This is a genomic window from Desulfurispirillum indicum S5 (assembly GCF_000177635.2).
In the GTDB taxonomy this organism is placed as follows: Bacteria; Chrysiogenota; Chrysiogenetes; order Chrysiogenales; family Chrysiogenaceae; genus Desulfurispirillum; species Desulfurispirillum indicum.
The window spans coordinates 41,807-60,695 of sequence record NC_014836.1 but is presented as its reverse complement, the minus strand read 5'-3'; the positions used below and the strand labels follow the sequence as shown (position 1 = coordinate 60,695).

Here is an 18,889-nt window from a genome sequence, read left to right as displayed (position 1 = left end):
GTAAAAGATACAGGCCGCTGTTTTATTCCCGCCTTTTCTGTCTTTCCTTTGTGCCTTTGTGAGCTTTGTGTGAAAAATCGTCTTTCTCAGCAGCCTGTCAGCGGCTCAGCACCGCCCGCACATTCACCATCCCCGGCCCCGCACTGTCAACGGCAACCTGGCTGACAGTGATGCGATGCTCCACCTGCAGTTTTTCCACCCAACCCGCAAAGGCGTGAAAGGGAACCCCTTCCAGCCAGACCCGCAGGCCAGTGGTACCGTCCGGCTCAAAGCGACGCAGGGCAATATCCTGGGCACGGGCCACTTCGCTGACAAGCCTCAACAGAGACTCCGTGGATGCTTCACCGCCATTCGAGCGAGGGGCGAGCCCCTCCACCACATGGCGATTCGCGTGCATCCACTCCAGCAACTCAACCTGGACGGCATGCTGGCGCCTGGCCTCTTCCAGGCCGCGCTGACTGGGCAGCCAGAGCCCCAGGTAGAGGATGGCAACAACCACGACAACCGCCAGAAGCAAAAGCGCTCGCTGGTCGTTGCGGGAAAGACGATGCCAGGCAACTATGGCTGAATTGAACGCCGGGTGACTTTTCAGTGTTGTCATCAGGGACTTCATGGGCGCTTCCTCAGGATCAGGCGGCTTCTGACAATATTTCCATCGGCCACCGCTGATTGAATTTCGGCCTCAAAGCCACTGCTCTCAAGATCAGCACGGTACTGCTCCAGATGTTCAAAGCTGGCGAAGTGCACCTCCAGCATCAGATCTCCGCGCTGCTGTGAGTAACTGATATGGCGCATGGTCACATTCCCCCCGGCCAGCAGTGGCTGCAGGGGATTTCCAAGGCCTTCCAGCAGGCCCAGGAAGGTTTCATCGGTGGAGGCACTCTGGCCGGCGCGGTTGATGTGGCTTTGCATTTGAGCCCGGATATTGACAATACGCTGTTCCTGGGGAAAGAGCTGTCGGTAGAGCTGCCTGGCCTGATCTTCCAGGGCCTGGGTCTGGCGGTTGACATGGGCGGCCTGCACAAAGCCGCTGGCAACTTCCACCACAAACCACACCAGGAAAGCGCCTGCGGCCAGAGCCCACGGCAGGCGATTCGCGGCCGTCCTGCGGGTGACACGAAAATCCCCCTGCAGGAGGTTCATGGGACAGGCACCACTGCCAAAGCGCTCAAGATAGTACTGGCACTGCAGAGCAAACGGATCGCCATGATAGTGATTCCAGTGAACTTCGAAGCGGCTTTCACTGCGCAGCTCCGTTTCCAGGGCCGCATATTCCAGGGGGACATTTTCGTCCGGCAGCCAGACATGCAGCGGCAACGCTTCCTGGGACTCGCGGCTCTGCAGATAGCCCTCCAGCAGGAGCCCAAGGGAAGACGGATGCACCGCGGTGGCATCCAGAGGGTCGGTCTGCAGCAGGCAGCGTTGCCTGTCGGGCGTAAAGTCAAACCAGGCCTGCCACAAAGCATTTTTGCCCTGCGGGGAAGGGGGAACGCACAGGGTATCGGGAACCAGAACATCGGGGGCAATGGCGCAGGCACTCAGGCGCTCCATCCAGCTTACCATGCGCTCACGGTCAACAACCATGGTGGCAATAGCACCATCGCTGCGGCGCGGTCCGATGGCGATGTGCACCTCATCGAGGTCCTGGGCCAGCTGCTCTTCAATGGCGTAGGGGAGAGCCTGACGAACATAACGGCTGTTTCGGGAGGGTATGCTGGCACTGGTCAGCAGCACCTGCTCACCAGGAACCATCACCACCGTGCGCCGGGGAGTTTTTTCCGCCGGCAGGGAGGACAGGACATCCTCCAGGCGACCTGTATATACCTGATCCGGCCCCTCGTAGCCCTTGAACATCCAGCGGGCTTCCCCGGAGTTCTGAGGGGACGTCGGTAACATCTGCAGAAAAAGCGTGTCCATGGGTATCCTTTATTTATTCAGGTGCGGCGGGAGCGGGAGTTCCACCGACCTGCCCGTACTCGCGACCCAGAAGGTAGGTTCTCTCAACATCCCGGTAGATATAGCTGGTCAGAAAAACACTGCGGCCGGCAAACTGTGCCGTGGTCTCCACCTGAAAGTGGCTGCTGGAGACCGTCAGCCCCTGGCTGGAGACCTCCATTCCCGCCAGAAGCGGATGTGCCAGAAACTCCTCCACACTGTCAAAACCCTCCTCGGGTCGGTTTTCCACCAGCTCAGCTGCCGCCGATTCACTGAGTGCCGGGAAGATGCTACGCAACACGAGTGCCGATGCTGTATTTATATTTACGGGATAACCCGGCGCCAAAGCAACCACAAATGGGCGCAGCTGCTGATACTCTTCGAGCTCCAGTCCATGGATCAGGCGCAGCTCCGAAGGACATCCCATGGGGGCATCGGCCGTGCGATACGGAATCGGTTTATCCAGGTATTCCAGATCCTCCGCCCCATCCAGAGAGAAGGGTTCCTGATCGCTGTCGAGCCAATCGACTATGGCATCGGCCAGCGTTGGACGCAACCCCAGGGCATCCAGCAGGTTGCGCAGGCGCTGCAGGGCTACAGCATTCACCTGTCCCGCCGTGACCACGCTATTGATATTCAAACGCCCCTGCAGATCCAGGATACTGACCTGCAGGGCGCCGTGCTCCACTTCAAAGGGTGCCAGGGGCTCGGCCCAGCTTTCGCCGGGATGATCCACAAAGCGGGCGCTCTCGGCATCCGCCAGCATGTCCTGATAGAGGATCTGTCGGGCGTACTCCTCGCCGCCCAGGGCGTACAGGTGGGCCTGCTGATAATCCAGCAGGCCCGATGTCGTGCGGATATCCATCTGCTGGCGCTGCAGCATGGCTACAGCCACGGTACTGGCAATGAAAAAGACCAGCATGACCGTGATAAGCGCCACACCGCGCTGCCCGTATCTTTTCACGACTCCCCTCCTTCTTCACCACCGGAGGGAGGGGGGGCATCACCCGTACCGGAATCAAAGAGCGATGGAGGCAGGGCTGCCAGGGCAAAGACACGCCGGACTTCACCGAAGGTACCGGTCTCAAGAACCAGTTCCAGGCCGGTCAGGATCAGCTGCTGGGGAATCTGGGGCGCCTCCAGGGGAGGCCAGACATCATGCCACATGCCCGTGGCATCCACCACCCGCACCTGCAGGTGTTCCACACCCTCCAGCAGCGTCTGGACACGGGGCTCACTCTCCCGGGACCGGTCGAGCACATCCCAGTAAAGACGCAGCAGCGAGCTGCCATCAAAGTCATAGGCCACGCGCTGCTGGGTACTGCGTGGATGCTGCAGGGGATTGGTCCAGCCACGCCGGGTGAACTCCAGCGTATAGAGCCCGCCGCCCAGCTGCAGAAAAGGCTGGTGATCGCCATACTCATCGCGAATACCCCGGGCGTGTATCTGCTCGATATCCAGGGCCAGAAAACGCATGGCGCGCTGCAGACTGCGCAGCTCATCGCTGTGAACCTGAGTGATCTCCTGGGTGCGGAAAACGGTGTTCATCACCTGGTAGGAGCCGGCTCCGATCAGGGCAAAGATCGCCACGGCAATCAACACTTCCAACAAGGTAAACCCTGCCTGCCGCCGTACCATCAGTGCTCTCCCCGGAAGCCCACCAGGTGAGCCAGGTGATCCTGCTGGCGCAGGGCGAAGCTCCCGGCCACGGGAGCCACAAAAACCTCAACGCGCCGAAGATGTTCGGACGCCGTCGCCTCCACCACGCGGGTCAGCTCCCAGCGGCGGTCACCCAGGGTCACTTCGTCGGAAGTTCGCCCGATATCCGGCCACTGGGGGGCAATCAGCACCTCCATGATGGCATCGCGGGCAATCCATGAAGCCATGGTGCGCTGTTCCAGGTAGGCGGCCTGACGGCTGTTGCCACCCAGGGCACTGAGCAGCGCCGCCGAGGCCACCGCAAAAACCGCCAGGGCGATCATGACTTCCAGCAGGGTGAACCCGCGGCTGCCAGTGCGGGAATTTTTGGGGAAGAGCGTTTCAGGGATATTGGGCAAAAGTGATATCCTGTATGCCATCGGTTGAAAGACGATAGTGGGGCAAAGTGGTACTTGAAGCATGCCACTCCACCACAAGGGTAAAGGGGGAAACCTCCCCCGAAGAAAGCAACAGCACGGTGGGAACCGGGTCAGAGTCGCTCAGCTTCACGGCTCCCGGCAAAACCGGACGATGCTCCTGCTCCAGATGCAGGCGGATTTCAGATCGCAGCTCATGTTGACGGAGAGGGCCTTCTTCAAGAGCCACCCATCGCGCTTCTGCAGGGTCGTAGAGAAAGAAACCGTATCCACCAAAGTCCGTGGCAAACCCCAACTCCCGGCCATTATAGACAGCCTCGTCGGCAGCCATCTTCAAGACGGCGTGCAGGCGACGGGCTTCACGCTCCAGCTCCCGCTGACCGCTGCTCTGGCCCATGGTCATCACCGTGACTGACGCCAGAATACCGATGATGACCAGGACGACCAGAATTTCAATCAGGGTAAAGCCCTTCACCGACAAGCCTGAATCAGAGATCCCAGTTGCCGATAACCGCATTCACTCCCTCACCACCTTCACGGCCATCGGCACCAAAGGAATACAGGTCATAGGTGGCACGGGTGCCGGGGCTGATGTACTGGTAGTCATTCCCCCAGGGGTCGCGGGGAATATTCTTGAGGTAGCCTTCGGAGTTCCAGTTACGCGCTTCAGGAAAACCGGAAGGACGCCGTACCAGCGCATCCAGTCCCTGATCGGTGCTGGGGTAGGTGTGGTTATCCAGGCGGTACATTTCCAGCGCGTTGGCAATGGCGCGGATATCTGCCCGGGCCGCTGTGACCCGTGCCTCGTCGGGACGCTGCAGGATATTGGGCACCACCAGGGCCGCCAGAATACCCAGAATCACCACTACGACCATGATTTCAATCAGCGTAAAACCTTTGGCCCTGCTGTGCACACCTGTTGCACGTCGAACCGTAACCCATTTCTTCATAAACGTATTCCTCACTGAGTAATATTCACGCAACACACTGAGCTCACATGATAAAAAAAACTACACCACTATTCAAAAAGAATTTCCGCCTGCTTCCGGTAATCCCCGGCAACACGGCACTCCACTTCTATCCGGAAAGAGACTGAAAATCCCTGTCTCCTTACTCTCCATGACAGCATAGGGGAGGTTGCGCCACGGTACCAGTGAAATATCGCTCAAGACGAATGCATAAATTTTGTGCAATCCATGCTCGCCATGGTCACTTTCTGTTCATCTTTTGCAATCCACTCCTGTCGATAACCGTGTAAACCCTCTGTTCATGCTTAGAGAGAGTTTGGCCCATATGTTGCAGGTAAACGAGGGCAAGTTACGAAACCTTTCGAGAGGAGTGTGGGTTATGAAAAAAATAGAAGCGATCATCAAGCCCTTCAAACTTGACGATGTAAAAGAAAAACTTGAAACTATCGGCATTCAGGGCATTACCGTCAGTGAAGTCAAAGGGCTTGGCCGTCAGAAGGGTCACACCGAGCTTTACCGCGGTGCCGAGTATGTCATCGACTTTCTGCCAAAGGTGAAGATTGAGCTTATCGTTGCTGACAGTGCGGTAGAAGATGCCATCAATGTGATCATGGAAACAGCACGCACTGGACGCATCGGCGACGGGAAAATCTTTGTACTGCCCGTTGAGCGCGTGGTGCGCATCAGAACCGGCGAAGCCAACGAAGACGCCATATAACGCTGACAGCCACAGAAGCTGTTATTTCAGAGTATTCAACGCAATTACACAACGAGGTGCACCCTATGTTCAGAAGTATTGATGAAGCCGCCAAGTATATCCGCGACAATGGTGTTGAAGCCGTTGACTTCCGTTTCACCGACCTGTTTGGCGTGTGGCAGCATATCACCATTTCCGCTGGCGAAGTGGGCGAAGAGACCCTGGAAAATGGCCTGGGTTTTGACGGCTCCTCTATCCGCGGCTGGTGTGAAATCCACAACTCCGACATGAGTTTCGTCCCCGATGTCACTTCCGCCTTTGTCGATCCCTTCTTCCGCCGCAAGACCCTGGTCTTCTGCTGCGATATCGTGGACCCCATCACCACCGAAAAATACAATCGCGATCCCCGCAATATCGCCGGCAAAGCCGTCAATTACCTGAAGCAGACTGGCATCGCCGACACCGCCTACTTCGGTCCCGAAGCGGAATTCTTCATCTTTGATGACGTGCGTTTTGACAGCTCCCCCCAGGGTGCATTCTATTTCCTGGACTCCAAGGAAGGTACCTGGAACACTGGCGCCGACGAAATGCCCAACCTGCAGTACAAGCCGCAGTTCAAGGGCGGTTACTTCCCCGTCCCCCCCATGGACTCTCTCCACGAGCTGCGCTCCGAGATGGTTGAAGTTATGGAGAAACTGGGTATTGTCGTTGAAGCCCACCACCACGAAGTGGCCACTGCCGGTCAGGTGGAAATCGACGTGCGCTTTACCGACATGCTCAAGCAGGCTGACATCATGCAGCTCTACAAGTATGTAGTGCGCAACGTGGCTGTGAAGAACAACAAGACTGTCACCTTCATGCCCAAACCTCTCTACGGCGACAACGGCAGCGGCATGCACTGCCACCAGTCCCTGTGGAAAGATGGCAAGCCCCTCTTCAGTGGTTCCGGCTACGCTGGCCTGAGCCAGGAGGCCCTGTGGTACCTGGGCGGCATCATCAAACACGCCAAGGCCATCGCCGCCTTCACCAACCCCACCACCAACTCCTACAAGCGTCTGGTGCCTGGCTTCGAAGCCCCTAACAAGCTGGCCTACAGCTCCCGTAACCGCTCCGCCGCCATTCGCATACCCATCGTGAACTCGCCCAAGGCGCGCCGCGTGGAAATCCGCTTCCCCGACCCCACTGCCAACCCCTACCTGGCCTTCAGCGTTATGCTCATGGCCGGCCTTGACGGTATTGAAAACAAAATTGATCCCGGCCAGCCTCTGGACAAAAATATTTACGACCTGGATCCCGTGGAACTGTCCACCATTCCTTCCATGCCCGGCTCTCTGGAAGAGTCCTTGGCAGCCCTGGAAGAAGATCACGAGTTCCTGCTCAAGGGCGACGTGTTCACACCTGACATCATCGAAATCTGGTGTGACTACAAGCGCAACAATGAGATCAAGCCATTGTCCCTGCGCCCGCACCCCATGGAATTCAGCATGTACTACTCTTACTGAGGAGCACACTCCCGGAATTTTCATCTGCACAAAAGCCCCCGCCGAATGGCGGGGGCTTTTTCAGCGTTGTAACTCTTTACGGTGTGTTGGTACTCGCGCCAGCATTCCTCCCAGAGACGCTCACTTTCGTCCGAGGACCTACGTCTCTGCCGCTCACCATCCGGGCTCGCTCTCGGAATACTGGCGCTCCTGCTGAAAATACGCAGGGTAGCCGTGAATGGTTACAGAGCGTTTTGAAAACCAAAGAGTGCAGGAAACTTCCCAACCCCTTATTGCCAGTACTTGCCGTACAGGGGAAAGAGTTTTTCGCGCAACTCGCGGGAAATGGCATCGGCGGGGGTGATGACGGCATTGGCCGCTGCGCTTCCGCATTGACAGCCAGCATCTATGGTTCTGGCTGCCAGCACCTGCAGTACCTGTTTGGCGTTTTCCACATTGCGGTGCATGATCTCCAGAACCATTTCCACGCTGACGTGTTCTTCGTCTTCCTTCCAGCAGTCGTAGTCGGTGGAGAGGGCCAGGGTGGCGTAACAGATCTCCGCCTCACGGGCCAGTTTGGCTTCGGGCATATTGGTCATGCCCACCACGTCGGCGCCCCAGGCTCGGTACATGTGGCTTTCGGCGCGGCTGGAAAACTGCGGCCCCTCCATGCAGATATAGGTGCCATGGCTGTGCAGGGTCACATCCAGAGAGCCAATGGCCTGCTTCAGGGCATCGCGCAGACAGGGACAGGTTGGCTGCGCCATGCTGACATGGCCGGTAATTCCCTTTTCAAAAAAAGTTGCGGGGCGATCTGCCCGGGTGAAATCGATAAACTGGTCAACCAGCACCATATCGCCGGGCTCAATGTGCTCGCGCAGACTGCCGACGGCGCTGACACTGATGATTTTCTCCACACCCAGAAGTTTCATGGCAAAAATATTGGCCCGAAAATTGATTTCTCCGGGGGGGATGAGATGTTGACGCCCGTGACGGGGCAGGAAAAACAAGGTTGCGTCACCCAGGGTTCCCTGAACAATGATATCGCTGGGGGGGCCATAGGGGGTATCCAGCTCCACTTCCTGGACATTCTTCAGGGCATCCATTCGGTACAGCCCGCTGCCGCCGATAATACCAATTTTTGTCATACTGCTGCGACTCCACTTTTTTTGGACATTTCCAACGGATTTCTTATATAATCCCAAGGATTAAATGTCAAACTACCCCCTAGAACGGTGTTTTAACTATGGACTTTTTTACGTACCACAATGGCGAACTGCACTGCGAAGAGGTGCCCCTGTCACGCATAGCACAGGAAGTGGGCACCCCGGTTTACGTCTACTCCCAGCGAACTCTGGAGCGTCACGCCCAGGTCTTCACCCAGGCCTTTGCCAACCTGAATGCCATGATCTGCTTTGCCGTCAAGTCCAATAGCAATATTCATATCCTGCGCGTTCTGGCGGAACAGGGCATCGGAGCTGACATTGTCAGTGGTGGCGAACTCTATCGTGCTCTGAAGGCGGGGATCCCCCGCGAGAAGATTCTCTTTGCCGGTGTCGGCAAAAAAGCCGATGAGATGGAGTACGCCCTCAGTGAGGACATCTTCATGTTCAATGTGGAGAGCATGGAAGAGCTTGACCTGCTGCAGGCAACCGCCAAGCGCCTGAACAAGACCGCTTCCGTCGCACTGCGCGTCAACCCCGATGTGGACGCCCGCACCCACCCCTATATCTCCACCGGCCTCAAGGAAAACAAATTCGGCATTCCCATGGAAAGCGCTCTGGAAAGCTACCGCTACGCCCACAGTCTCTCCTGCATCCGCGTGCGGGGCATCCACTGCCACATCGGCAGCCAGCTGACCGCCATAGAGCCCTTTGTGGATGCCTTCGTCATCATTAAAAACCTGGTTCGCGAGCTGCTGTCAGAAAATATTCCCATCGAATATATCGACATGGGTGGCGGCCTGGGCATCACCTACGACCAGGAAAAACCCCCACTGCCTACGGAGCTGGCCGCTGCCATCGCGCCGCACCTGAAGGAAGTTCCCTGCAGACTCATCCTGGAGCCAGGACGAGCTATCGCCGGCAACACCGGAGCCTTCCTCACCCGTGTCCTCTTCACCAAGGACAATGGCTCCCGGAAATTCCTGATCGTCGACGGCGCCATGAACGACCTGGCCCGTCCCTCCCTCTACGGCAGTTTCCATGACATCCGCCCCGCCGTGGTCCGCGAGGGGAATACGGAAGTGGTGGATATCGTTGGCCCCGTGTGTGAGTCCGGCGACTTCTTCGCTAAAAATCGTCCTTTACCCCCCTGCCACCCCGGCGATATACTCAGCCTCATGAGCGCCGGAGCCTATGGTTTCACCATGAGCTCCAACTACAATTCCCGCCCCCGGGCCGCAGAGGTTCTGGTAAGCGGCGACCGCTACCGGGTCATCCGGCAGCGGGAAACCTATGAAGACCTGACAAGACTTGAGGAACTATCGTGAATACTTTTTCCCATGCTGGCTGGAACGGCTCATTCACCAAAATCAGCGGCACCGGCAATGACTTCATTGTCATCAACGACCTGGCCCGCACCATCAACTACCGCTCCATCCAGGAGATCATTCCCCGCATGTGCCATCGCCACTTCGGCATCGGTGCCGACGGAGTGATCTTTATCCAGCAGAACGCCCCCACCGACATCCAGTGGCACTTCTACAACGCCGATGGCTCCCGGGCCGAAATGTGCGGCAATGGCGCCCGCTGCGCAGCACGGTATATATTCTCCCAGGGCATCGTGCACGAAAACAGCTTTAACCTGCACACCGAAGCCGGCATGATCGGAATCCGCCTGGATGAGCAGCGGCTCATCGGCGTTCAACTCACCAAACCCCACGATCACCGCAGCAAGTACACCATCAAAACCATCAAGACTGAATACCTGCTCTCCAGCATCAATACCGGCGTTCCCCATGCCGTGCTGCAGGTGTCGGATATTGAAAGCTTCGACCTCATGAACATGGCCCCGGAAATCCGCTTCCACGAAATGTACGCCAGCGGAACCAACGTCAACATCTACGAGAAGGTAGCACCGGATACCATCCGCGTGCGCACCTACGAGCGGGGCGTGGAAGGTGAGACCCTCTCCTGCGGAACCGGCAGCGTCGCCGCCGCCATCGTCGCCTGCCTTGACGACAGCGAAGTTTCAACGGAAGTTCACGTTATCACCAACGGCGGCGAACTGTTTATTTCCTTTGACAGAGCGCTGAATTCCGTTACCATGACCGGCGATGCCCACATTCTTTTCACCGGGACCATCACTCCAGACCTGATAAACAACAAACTCCAGCTTACGGAAAAAGAGGTATAGTGTATGCAGCAGTTACAAGGAGCCATCGTTGCCATCATCACCCCCTTCAGAAACGGCAAGTTTGATGAAGACGCGTACCGGCAGCTGATCGAAAATCAGATTGAAAACGGCATCAGCGGCATCGTTCCCTGCGGAACCACCGGAGAAAGCACCACCCTCTCCCACGAGGAACACCAGCGCGTAATCCGCGTCTGCATTGAGCAAGTAGCCGGAAGAGTTCCCGTCATCGCCGGAACCGGCTCAAACTCCACCGCCGAAGCCATCAGCCTGACCGAACACGCCCTCAAGGATGGTGCCGACGCCGCCCTCTCCGTAACGCCATACTACAACAAGCCCAGCCAGGAAGGCCTCTACCAGCACTACCGTGAGCTGGATCGCATTGGCATTCCCATCGTCCTCTACAACGTCCCCGGACGCTGCGGAGTCGACCTGCTGCCCGAAACGGTCGCCCGCCTCGCCGAACTGGACAACATCGTCGCCATCAAGGATGCCACCTCCAGCATGATCGTCGCCTCGGAGATCCGCCGCCTGTGTGGCGACAAAATCACCCTGCTCTCCGGCGACGACCTCACCGCCCTTGGGCAGATGGCCCTGGGAGGACGAGGCGTCATATCCGTCATATCCAACATCATCCCCGGCCCATGGAGCCAGATGGCCGCCCTCGCCCTCGCGGGCGACTTTGCCGCCGCCTGCGAAATCCACGACCGCTACTTCCACCTCAATCGCCTGCTCTACCTGGAAGCCAATCCCATTCCCGTCAAAACCGCCGTTGCCATGATGGGTAAGTGTGCCGATGAATTTCGCCTGCCCCTGACCAACCTCAGCCCAGGCAACCGGGAGATCCTCGCCAAAGAGCTGGCGCGCCTGGAACTGATCCGCGCATAACACAGGAGAGACATATGCTGAAAATAGCCATCATGGGCGTTACCGGGCGCATGGGAACCACCATACTCAACCTGGTGGAAAAAAGTGACCACTGCCAGCTCGCCGCCGCCATCGACGCCCCCACATCACCCTACCTGGGCAAGGACAGCGGCGAAATCGCCGGATTCGGCACCAATGGCATCGTTATCACCGACGACCTGGAAGCCGCCCTTAGCGAAGCTGACGTGGTCATCGACTTCACCCACGCCGACGCCACCGCCGGCAACGCCCCCCGACTGGCCAAAATCGGCATCCCCCTCGTCATCGGCACCACCGGACTCAGCGCCGAAGGCCAGGCAGCCATCAATGCCGCCGCTCAGCATATCCCCATCGTCTTTGCCCCCAACATGAGCACCGGGGTGAACGTGACCCTGAAACTGCTGGAAATGGCCGCCACTATCTTTGGCGACGACTACGACGTGGAAGTGGTGGAAGCCCACCACAACCGCAAAAAAGACGCCCCCAGCGGCACCGCCATGAAAATGGCCCAGGTACTGGCTCAGACCCTCAAGCGGGATCTGGCCACCGACGCCGTGTATCATCGAGAAGGCATGATCGGTGAACGCACCAAAAAGGAGATCGGCATCCAGACCATCCGCGGCGGCGATATCGTCGGCGACCACACCGTCTTCTTCTGTGGCCCCGGCGAGCGCGTGGAAATCACCCACCGCGCCCACAGCCGCGACACCTTTGCCAGCGGAGCCATACGCGCCGCCACCTGGGTACACCATCAACCCGCCGGCCTCTACAGTATGTTTGATGTTCTGGGCCTGAAATAACAACAGGAGCACGCCATGTCCACGTACCGCTGCAACAAATGCCGAATGCTCTCTTTCAGTGAGCCATCGCCATCCACCTGCCCCCACTGCTCCTATGAAGACACCTTCGAGGAGTTCAACGGTGAAACCATGGATATGGAACAGTACATCAAAACCCAGATCAGCGGCGACTCCTGGGAAGCCACCCGCCTGATGGCCTATGGTCTGCTGGCCCAACAGCTGGGCTACCCCCAGGTCGCCGACGTCATGGGCAAACTGGCCGAAGAAGAGCTACGCCACGCCGCCGGGTTTGTGCAGCGGGACGAGGACACCACCGATAAAAACGACATCATGGAAATGATCAAGAAACTCATCGAAGGCAAAAAGGGAAGCCGTAAACTCAAACTGGAAGGCAGCTCCCACGCCCGCGCCGCCGAAAACCCCCAGATGGAAAGCTGGTTCCGCACCTGCGCCGACGATGAAAAGCGCCATATCAAAAGCCTGGAGTGGTGCCTGAAACAGCTGCAGAAGCTATAAACATAGTAAAGGTCATTCTCATGTGTACACTACCTTCGAAGCTTCAAAACGATGCCATCATCGAGTCAATTTTAGAAATACAGTTCAATGCAAATGTTCCTGACGACGCTGTCTATGGGTTGGTCTACCCTACACTGAATCGTCATTACCCAAACACAACAACTCTACCAATAACTAACATACCAGAAGAAATTCGAAGAACAGACCCTAGTTTACGCTATCATGCCTGGTATACCTTTGAGAAACACCCACTTAGGATCAACCTAGGTCCAAGATCAATTGCATTTATTAACACAAAGCCATATCTTGGCTGGAATGATTGGTCAACTCATATCAACCATGTACTAGGGGAAATAAAGGAAATCAACTTAATTAATAGTGTTGAGAGAATAGGGCTCAGATACATTAATTTCTTTAATGAAAAAATACTTAATAAGGCGCATATAAAACTGCAAATAGCTAAAAAAGAAATTGACAATGAGTCAACTAGTGTCAGAACTGAGTTCATTAGCGGTGAGTATACTATTATTTTGCAAATTGGCAGCAATGTTAATGCTTTTTCTGGCGATTCAAACTTACTAGGATCGATAATTGACATAGATTGCATTATTTTAAAGTCAATGGACTCAGGCGAATTTTTCAACAAGTTCTCATCACTTACAGAAGAAGCGCATAAAAAAGGAAAACAATTGTTTTTTGAACTTATTGGAAATGAGTTATTGGAGTCGCTTAACGCAGCACCTGGAGGTGAACAATGAGGTATAGTGCACTTGTTACTGCTGCAATATTTACAACATTGACAACCTCTACACCTTCACTCACAGAGGCTAGTGCAATACCTAACTCACCAGTAAAACTATCCAAACAATGCGTTCCTTTTGACAGAGCCAAGCAATCATTTTTCCTTTTGCATGAAAGCTCCCCCCAGCAGCCACCATCAATGCCTCATGAAATTATCATGAGTTTCACCAAGAAAATGGAAAACTCGATTGTTGAACTGGATGAAGAAATTGCAGGTGTAGTAGCTGCGAAATACTGGTCATTGATATAGGATTGGCCTATGGACTATAAGTGCTACTTGCCAAAATATCTAAGCCCTACAACTGGAGAGAAGCTATTTAAAGACATATCAATGTTTCCTGACAATATTGATAATCGATTATACACTAACATACATGAAGATAACTGCTTTCAAGGCGATGGAATAAAACAACTTCCGGTTATTTTTCTACCGGAAAACGAAATCAAGCATGCACCAGTGTTAATTCTTTCAAATACATGCGATATAAGTGCATTAAATCGAAGATACCTACCTCCGTTTGTACTTTACACCCCATTAATACCTCTTGAAAATTATATAGCGATGCTCAGGGATGCAAAGATTTGCTCCGAAAAAATTTCCACACACACTACTGAAATTAAGCGCCAAGCTGTTAGCCAAATTTTCTATCTCCCCCCTCATGGCGAGCTAATAGAGTCAATAGTTTTTTTTGACCGAATTGTTTCAAACCATGCTGCTAGCCTTCCGTCACCAATTCACCAAAGCAGGCTTTTTTCACTTTCACAATACGGACACTATCTATTGCTATTCAAGCTCTCCATGCATTTCACGAGATTAGCAGAATCTTTCGACCGGGAGTACTAACTAACTCAACACATCGGTATTAGTTAGCGCTAATCAACAAATCCCCTACACGACATTTTCTCAGTAAAAACACTAATATATACTCATACACCCCAGTAAGCCCCGCTTACTGGGGTGTATATATTTTGCAGTGCGTTCCACAAATGCCAGTAACAGGATAAACGCTGAGAACATCTCAACTCGTTCAGTAATCAAAAAGAGTAATTCGATGTTTATTTATTTTACTTATTAAGTCCAGTGCCAAGAACTTCCAAAAATTTCAAACGCATTAAACTCCCTGTAAATGTTTTAAAAAAAGGTATTTAATATTGCGTGCGCTCTTTTATTTTCGTATAAGCATTAGGAGATTCCACGATACATCACTGCAGCTTCAAAAAGGAGAAAGCCTATGACTGTTAATTAATTGGCAAGTCACTATCCGCATTTCAAATTGCACACTACAGTTCCATTTATGAATCTAAAGGAGGATTTGATGAAAAAGTATCGTCTGATCATGGCATCCTGCGCAGCCCTGGCAATGACTTCAGTATCCGCAGCTGAAGGCCTGAATATTGACTTCAATGGCTTTATGCAAGTCAGGGGTTTTGCCTACGATAATCTGAATGGAAACGACAATGTGAATGACAGCTCCCGTGGAGTGGACCAACGTTACCGTTTATGGACCAATGCAGCTTTGAATGAGCACGCCAAAGCCGTATTTGCCATAGAGATGGACAGCACTTGGGGGGATAACGCGGTTGGAAAGGTAGGCGCAGACGAAACTGGCGCCATTGAGATCAAGCACCTCTACCTCGACCTGCATGTTCCCGGAACCGAGCTGCACGCTACCTTGGGCGCGCAGGGTTACTGGCTGGGTGATGGCTTTATCCAGGGAGACGATGCTTCAGGGATGCAACTGCACTACACCCTGGACAGTGGTGATGGGCTGCATTTTGCCTGGACAAAGCTGGCTGAAGGAGATCCTGCCAGCCACAAGCAGGATGCTGACTACTATCAGCTGCAATACTCCACCCAGGCTGGTGGCTGGAATGTTTCCCCCTTTGTGGGATATCTCAATGGACAGCCTACCGGGCTGGGATTGCGCAATGAGGGCTTCTCCAATGACTTTGAAAGCTGGTACCTAGGCGTGGAGGCCGATGGAAATATTGGCGACATAAGGCTGCAGGGAACCCTGATTGCCAACAGCTGGGATAACGATGCCGATATCACCGGCACTGACGTCAGTGATGGCAATGGTCTTGCCGTTCGCCTTAAAGGGACTTATCGCTCCGGTGCCACCGCGTACACCGTGGAAGGGGCACACTACGGTGACAGCAAGATAGGCGAATTCATTAACGTGCGTGGTTATAACAACTTCTCCGAAATCATCACTGGCGGACGCTTCGACGGCCGCAGCGCCATGGGTGGTTCATCTGCTGCTGCTACCGGAACCCGTGGCGACTACTACATGAACTACCAATACCTGAAGCTTGGTGCCGAGCATAATCTGAACCCAAGGCATAAGCTTTCCGCCTACTATATCTTTGCCCAGGAAGCTCAGGATAATGTCTTCCGTGCCAACTCCAGTGCGCGTGCGCTTGGCCACGAAATCGATGTCTACTTTGACTGCACTCTGGCAGAAGGGGTAACTCTCACTGTCGGTGGTGGGTATCTGATTGCCGATGATGATTTCGGCGCCGGAGATGATGCCTGGAAAGTTGGTACCGCTGTAACCTACCGCTTCTGAATTTCGCCAGACAATGATTCAAAAAGTCCCCGGGCTATGCCCGGGGACTTTTTTCGTCAGCTCTGATTATTTGGGGTTGTTGGAGTTCCATGACCTCTCCGTAATCTACGTAGACGTCTCTGCGGCGCTTACGATCAACATACTTGGTAAGCTTTCCCGTGGAAATATGCTGATAAATGCACTGTCGGCTTACACCAAGGATTTCTGCGGCTTCATAGGCTCGAATAAAAGATTGCTGCATGTTCCACTCCTTTACTCAATCGAAGGGTTTATTGCGGTTTGAATGCTCATGGTCATCGTCTTCACGGTGCTTGCCATGGCCCCGGTGCATAAGCAGATGCATGCCCAGACACAGAACAATGGGGACAAGCCAGATCCAGCGACCGTCTTCGAGGCTTATGGTTCCGCTCAGCAGGAGCACCATGACCAGAGCCGCTGCCAGCAGCATGGCAATGGTGAATATTTTCCTGCCGCAGAAAATGGAGCGCTTCATGACTGCCACCGGGGAAAGTTGCGTGCTGTACGGCGCAACAAGAGGGAGTTGCCGATGACCGAGAGGGAGCTGGCCACCATGGCAATAACCCCGATCATGGGATGCAGCAGCCCCGCCGCTGCAATGGGTATGGCTGCGGCATTGTAGCTGCTGGCCCAGATGAGGTTTTCCACCACTTTGCGGAATGTGGCCTTTGACAGATGCATGGCTTCAACCACTCCTGTCAGGTCGTTGCGAATCAGGGTGACGTCTGCGGCTTCAATGGCCACATCAGCCCCTGCTCCCAGGGCAATACCCACATCGGCCTGCTTCAGGGCTGGCGCATCATTGATTCCGTCCCCCACCATGGCTACGCGGGTTCCGGTGCGTTGTTGCCACATGCGAACGGCGTCCACTTTGCCTTCAGGCAATACTCCCGCCTGCACTTCGTCGATGCCCACTTCACGGGCAATGGCTCTGGCGGCCGCCTTATTGTCACCGGTGACCATGACAACCCGCAATCCGTTTTGCTTCATGGCCCGTATTGCCATAGCCGAGCGCTCCTTGATGGTGTCTCGCAGGGCGATGAGCCCCACAACTTTGCCATCAACAGCCAGACCCATCACCGTGCTCCCATCAGTTTCCAGATCTGCCTGCACCCTGGTTGCCGCTTCGCCAATCTGAATCTCCTGATGGGCAAAGATACGCTGGTTACCCACCAGGATGGCTTTGCCCTCAACGGTTCCCTTGACACCAGCTCCCGTTACTGACTGGAAGTCAGTGACCTCCAGCGGGTTCATGTCACGCTCTCGGGCTGCCTCAACAATGGCCTTGACCAAAGGGTGCTCGGAAGCATGCTCCACCGATGCGGCCAACAGCAGAATGGTGGCTTCGTCGGTGTTCTCCAGGGAGTGTATCTTGGTAATGTGCGGCTTGCCTTCGGTTATGGTGCCCGTCTTATCCAGCAAGACGGTTTTTACCTCACGAAATGTCTGGATAGCCTCGCCGGAGCGAATAAGGATACCGTTTTCAGCTCCAACGCCAGCGCCTACCATGAGTGCGGTGGGTGTTGCCAGTCCCAGGGCGCATGGACAGGCGATAACCAGGACAGCAATTGCCGCAAGCAGCGCCACTACCACGGTTGAAGCCTCCGGGTTCACCCAGGGGAGAAACTCTGCGCCCCAGTACAGGATGGGCCGCAATGCTTCCCCGGCCAGGAGCCAAGTTGTCAGGCTTGCCAGAGAAATGAGCACCACCAGGGGAACAAAGCGACCAGTCATCCGGTCGGCAAATTCCTGAACGGGAATGCGGGAACTCTGCGCCTGCTCCACCAGCTGGATAACCTGCGAAAGAAAGCTCTCCTTGCCTATACGGGTCACGCGGACGCGCAGACGCCCTTCCTTGTTGATGGTTGCCCCGATTACCGGGTCACCTGTGGCTTTATAGACAGGCAAAGACTCACCTGTTGCCAGGGACTCATCCACGTGACTCTGGCCATCTATAATTTCGCCATCACTGGCCACCTTCTCGCCAGGGCGTACAATAATAATATCGCCCGGTACCAGCTGAGCGACCGGGATCTGCACTTCACCCTCGGGACGCTCCACCCAGGCATGCTTGGCACCCATGGTCAGCAGGCGACGAATGGCCATGGAGGCACGCCCCTTTGCTCTGGCTTCCAGATAGCGGCCAATGAGGTGAAAGGCCATGATGGTGGCGGCCATTTCGGTGAACGATGTCATGGGCGTGAAAAAGCCCAGCAATCCAAGAAAGTAGGGCGGCAGACTCCCCAGGGAGATAAGTACGTCCATGTTTGCGGTGCGGTTTTTCAGGGAGCGCCAGGCGGAGCGGTGGGTCTGGGCACCTCCATGGAGAAAGACCACCGGGAATGCCAGCAGGCTGATGATTGCCAGATAGCCTGGTACAGGCTGCCAGAACATGTGGGGCACCATCAGCGCCATAATAAGTGTGGCGGGCACCAGGGCAATCCACATGTTGCAATAGGTCATGGCAAGGTGGCGGCTTTCACCATCCTCATCCTCTGACAAGGCTTCCCGGTCATGCTCTTCGCTGCTTTGCCCCACCACATCGTAACCGGCATTTTCAATGGCCTGGCGCAGCGAATCTACAGAAATTGTGGTTTGTTCAAAGGTTATCCTGACCTTGTGGGTAGCGATATGGGTCTGGATGTCCTGAATTCCTGAATGGCGACCAAGGGTATGGCGGATGATACCGGCGCAGTGACCGGAGCCCATTCCCGGCACAACAAACTCCACAGTTTTGGTGGGGTGCTGCTCGGCGCGTTCCATGTCTG

General features: G+C 55.1%; 22 protein-coding genes. 11 read left to right on the top strand and 11 right to left on the bottom strand.

The window, feature by feature from the left end:
* Positions 1-97: 97 nt before the first annotated feature.
* The 7 genes from gspM to gspG are packed head-to-tail and all read right to left on the bottom strand — an operon-like array spanning position 98 to position 4,960.
* Positions 98-613 carry a type II secretion system protein GspM gene (gene gspM / locus SELIN_RS00300; protein ID WP_013504709.1) on the bottom strand — a complete coding sequence of 172 codons (516 nt, stop codon included), beginning with the start codon at positions 611-613 and terminating at the stop codon, positions 98-100.
* Positions 610-1,917, bottom strand: coding sequence for a type II secretion system protein GspL (gene gspL / locus SELIN_RS00295; RefSeq protein WP_013504708.1), 1,308 nt, complete (start codon positions 1,915-1,917; stop codon positions 610-612). The genes gspM and gspL overlap by 4 nt, the downstream gene beginning before the upstream one ends.
* Before the next feature lie 13 nt (positions 1,918-1,930).
* Positions 1,931-2,899 carry a type II secretion system minor pseudopilin GspK gene (gene gspK, locus SELIN_RS00290; protein ID WP_013504707.1) on the bottom strand — a complete coding sequence of 323 codons (969 nt, stop codon included), beginning with the start codon at positions 2,897-2,899 and terminating at the stop codon, positions 1,931-1,933.
* A complete protein-coding gene (gene gspJ, locus SELIN_RS00285; protein ID WP_013504706.1) occupies positions 2,896-3,573 on the bottom strand; it encodes a type II secretion system minor pseudopilin GspJ in 678 nt (225 codons plus the stop codon). The genes gspK and gspJ overlap by 4 nt, the downstream gene beginning before the upstream one ends.
* Positions 3,573-3,992, bottom strand: coding sequence for a type II secretion system minor pseudopilin GspI (gspI, locus tag SELIN_RS00280; protein ID WP_013504705.1), 420 nt, complete (start codon positions 3,990-3,992; stop codon positions 3,573-3,575). Before gspI ends, gspJ begins: the two co-directional genes overlap by 1 nt.
* Positions 3,976-4,485 carry a type II secretion system minor pseudopilin GspH gene (gene gspH / locus SELIN_RS00275; protein WP_041725848.1) on the bottom strand — a complete coding sequence of 170 codons (510 nt, stop codon included), beginning with the start codon at positions 4,483-4,485 and terminating at the stop codon, positions 3,976-3,978. The genes gspI and gspH overlap by 17 nt, the downstream gene beginning before the upstream one ends.
* Before the next feature lie 13 nt (positions 4,486-4,498).
* The gene (gene gspG / locus SELIN_RS00270) at positions 4,499-4,960 is read right to left on the bottom strand and encodes a type II secretion system major pseudopilin GspG (protein WP_013504703.1); all 462 of its coding nucleotides are present in this window, start codon (positions 4,958-4,960) and stop codon (positions 4,499-4,501) included.
* A 397-nt stretch (positions 4,961-5,357) separates the two neighbouring features.
* On the opposite strand from gspG, the gene SELIN_RS00265 reads away from it, so the two are divergent.
* Both SELIN_RS00265 and glnA read left to right on the top strand, forming a co-directional pair.
* Positions 5,358-5,696, top strand: coding sequence for a P-II family nitrogen regulator (locus tag SELIN_RS00265; RefSeq protein WP_013504702.1), 339 nt, complete (start codon positions 5,358-5,360; stop codon positions 5,694-5,696).
* 65 nt (positions 5,697-5,761) lie between these two features.
* The gene (gene glnA / locus SELIN_RS00260) at positions 5,762-7,177 is read left to right on the top strand and encodes a type I glutamate--ammonia ligase (RefSeq protein WP_013504701.1); all 1,416 of its coding nucleotides are present in this window, start codon (positions 5,762-5,764) and stop codon (positions 7,175-7,177) included.
* 269 nt (positions 7,178-7,446) lie between these two features.
* Here glnA and mtnP read toward each other — a convergent pair whose 3' ends face one another.
* Positions 7,447-8,304, bottom strand: a complete 858-nt coding sequence (gene mtnP, locus SELIN_RS00255) for an S-methyl-5'-thioadenosine phosphorylase (RefSeq protein ID WP_013504700.1) — start codon at positions 8,302-8,304, stop codon at positions 7,447-7,449.
* Between the two features lie 98 nt (positions 8,305-8,402).
* Between mtnP and lysA the strand changes: the two genes are divergently transcribed.
* The 9 genes from lysA to SELIN_RS00220 all read left to right on the top strand — a co-directional run bounded on the left by lysA (position 8,403) and on the right by SELIN_RS00220 (position 16,103).
* Positions 8,403-9,647 (top strand): diaminopimelate decarboxylase, encoded by a 1,245-nt coding sequence (lysA, locus tag SELIN_RS00250; protein WP_013504699.1) that lies wholly within the window; start codon positions 8,403-8,405, stop codon positions 9,645-9,647.
* Positions 9,644-10,513, top strand: coding sequence for a diaminopimelate epimerase (gene dapF, locus SELIN_RS00245; RefSeq protein ID WP_013504698.1), 870 nt, complete (start codon positions 9,644-9,646; stop codon positions 10,511-10,513). Before lysA ends, dapF begins: the two co-directional genes overlap by 4 nt.
* Positions 10,514-10,516: 3 nt before the next feature.
* Entirely contained in the window at positions 10,517-11,398 is an 882-nt protein-coding gene (gene dapA / locus SELIN_RS00240; RefSeq protein WP_013504697.1) for a 4-hydroxy-tetrahydrodipicolinate synthase, read from the top strand.
* Between the two features lie 14 nt (positions 11,399-11,412).
* Positions 11,413-12,216, top strand: a complete 804-nt coding sequence (gene dapB / locus SELIN_RS00235) for a 4-hydroxy-tetrahydrodipicolinate reductase (RefSeq protein ID WP_013504696.1) — start codon at positions 11,413-11,415, stop codon at positions 12,214-12,216.
* Between the two features lie 15 nt (positions 12,217-12,231).
* On the top strand, positions 12,232-12,732 hold the full coding sequence (locus tag SELIN_RS00230) for a hypothetical protein (RefSeq protein ID WP_013504695.1): 501 nt from the start codon (positions 12,232-12,234) through the stop codon (positions 12,730-12,732).
* The gene (locus SELIN_RS00225; RefSeq protein ID WP_041725847.1) at positions 12,705-13,490 is read left to right on the top strand and encodes a TIGR04255 family protein; all 786 of its coding nucleotides are present in this window, start codon (positions 12,705-12,707) and stop codon (positions 13,488-13,490) included. Before SELIN_RS00230 ends, SELIN_RS00225 begins: the two co-directional genes overlap by 28 nt.
* Positions 13,487-13,783, top strand: a complete 297-nt coding sequence (locus SELIN_RS15035; protein ID WP_156787993.1) for a hypothetical protein — start codon at positions 13,487-13,489, stop codon at positions 13,781-13,783. The genes SELIN_RS00225 and SELIN_RS15035 overlap by 4 nt, the downstream gene beginning before the upstream one ends.
* A gap of 9 nt (positions 13,784-13,792) precedes the next feature.
* Positions 13,793-14,377 (top strand): hypothetical protein, encoded by a 585-nt coding sequence (locus tag SELIN_RS15030; RefSeq protein WP_013504693.1) that lies wholly within the window; start codon positions 13,793-13,795, stop codon positions 14,375-14,377.
* A 472-nt stretch (positions 14,378-14,849) separates the two neighbouring features.
* Positions 14,850-16,103 (top strand): alginate export family protein, encoded by a 1,254-nt coding sequence (locus SELIN_RS00220; RefSeq protein WP_013504692.1) that lies wholly within the window; start codon positions 14,850-14,852, stop codon positions 16,101-16,103.
* 34 nt (positions 16,104-16,137) lie between these two features.
* On the opposite strand, the gene SELIN_RS00215 is transcribed toward SELIN_RS00220, so the two are convergent.
* Genes SELIN_RS00215 through SELIN_RS00205 form a run of 3 tightly spaced genes read right to left on the bottom strand, consistent with a single transcriptional unit; the run spans position 16,138 to position 18,884 of the window.
* The gene (locus tag SELIN_RS00215) at positions 16,138-16,344 is read right to left on the bottom strand and encodes a helix-turn-helix transcriptional regulator (RefSeq protein ID WP_013504691.1); all 207 of its coding nucleotides are present in this window, start codon (positions 16,342-16,344) and stop codon (positions 16,138-16,140) included.
* A gap of 15 nt (positions 16,345-16,359) precedes the next feature.
* Positions 16,360-16,596 carry a DUF2933 domain-containing protein gene (locus tag SELIN_RS00210; protein WP_013504690.1) on the bottom strand — a complete coding sequence of 79 codons (237 nt, stop codon included), beginning with the start codon at positions 16,594-16,596 and terminating at the stop codon, positions 16,360-16,362.
* Positions 16,593-18,884, bottom strand: coding sequence for a heavy metal translocating P-type ATPase (locus SELIN_RS00205; RefSeq protein ID WP_013504689.1), 2,292 nt, complete (start codon positions 18,882-18,884; stop codon positions 16,593-16,595). Before SELIN_RS00205 ends, SELIN_RS00210 begins: the two co-directional genes overlap by 4 nt.
* Positions 18,885-18,889: the final 5 nt, after the last annotated feature.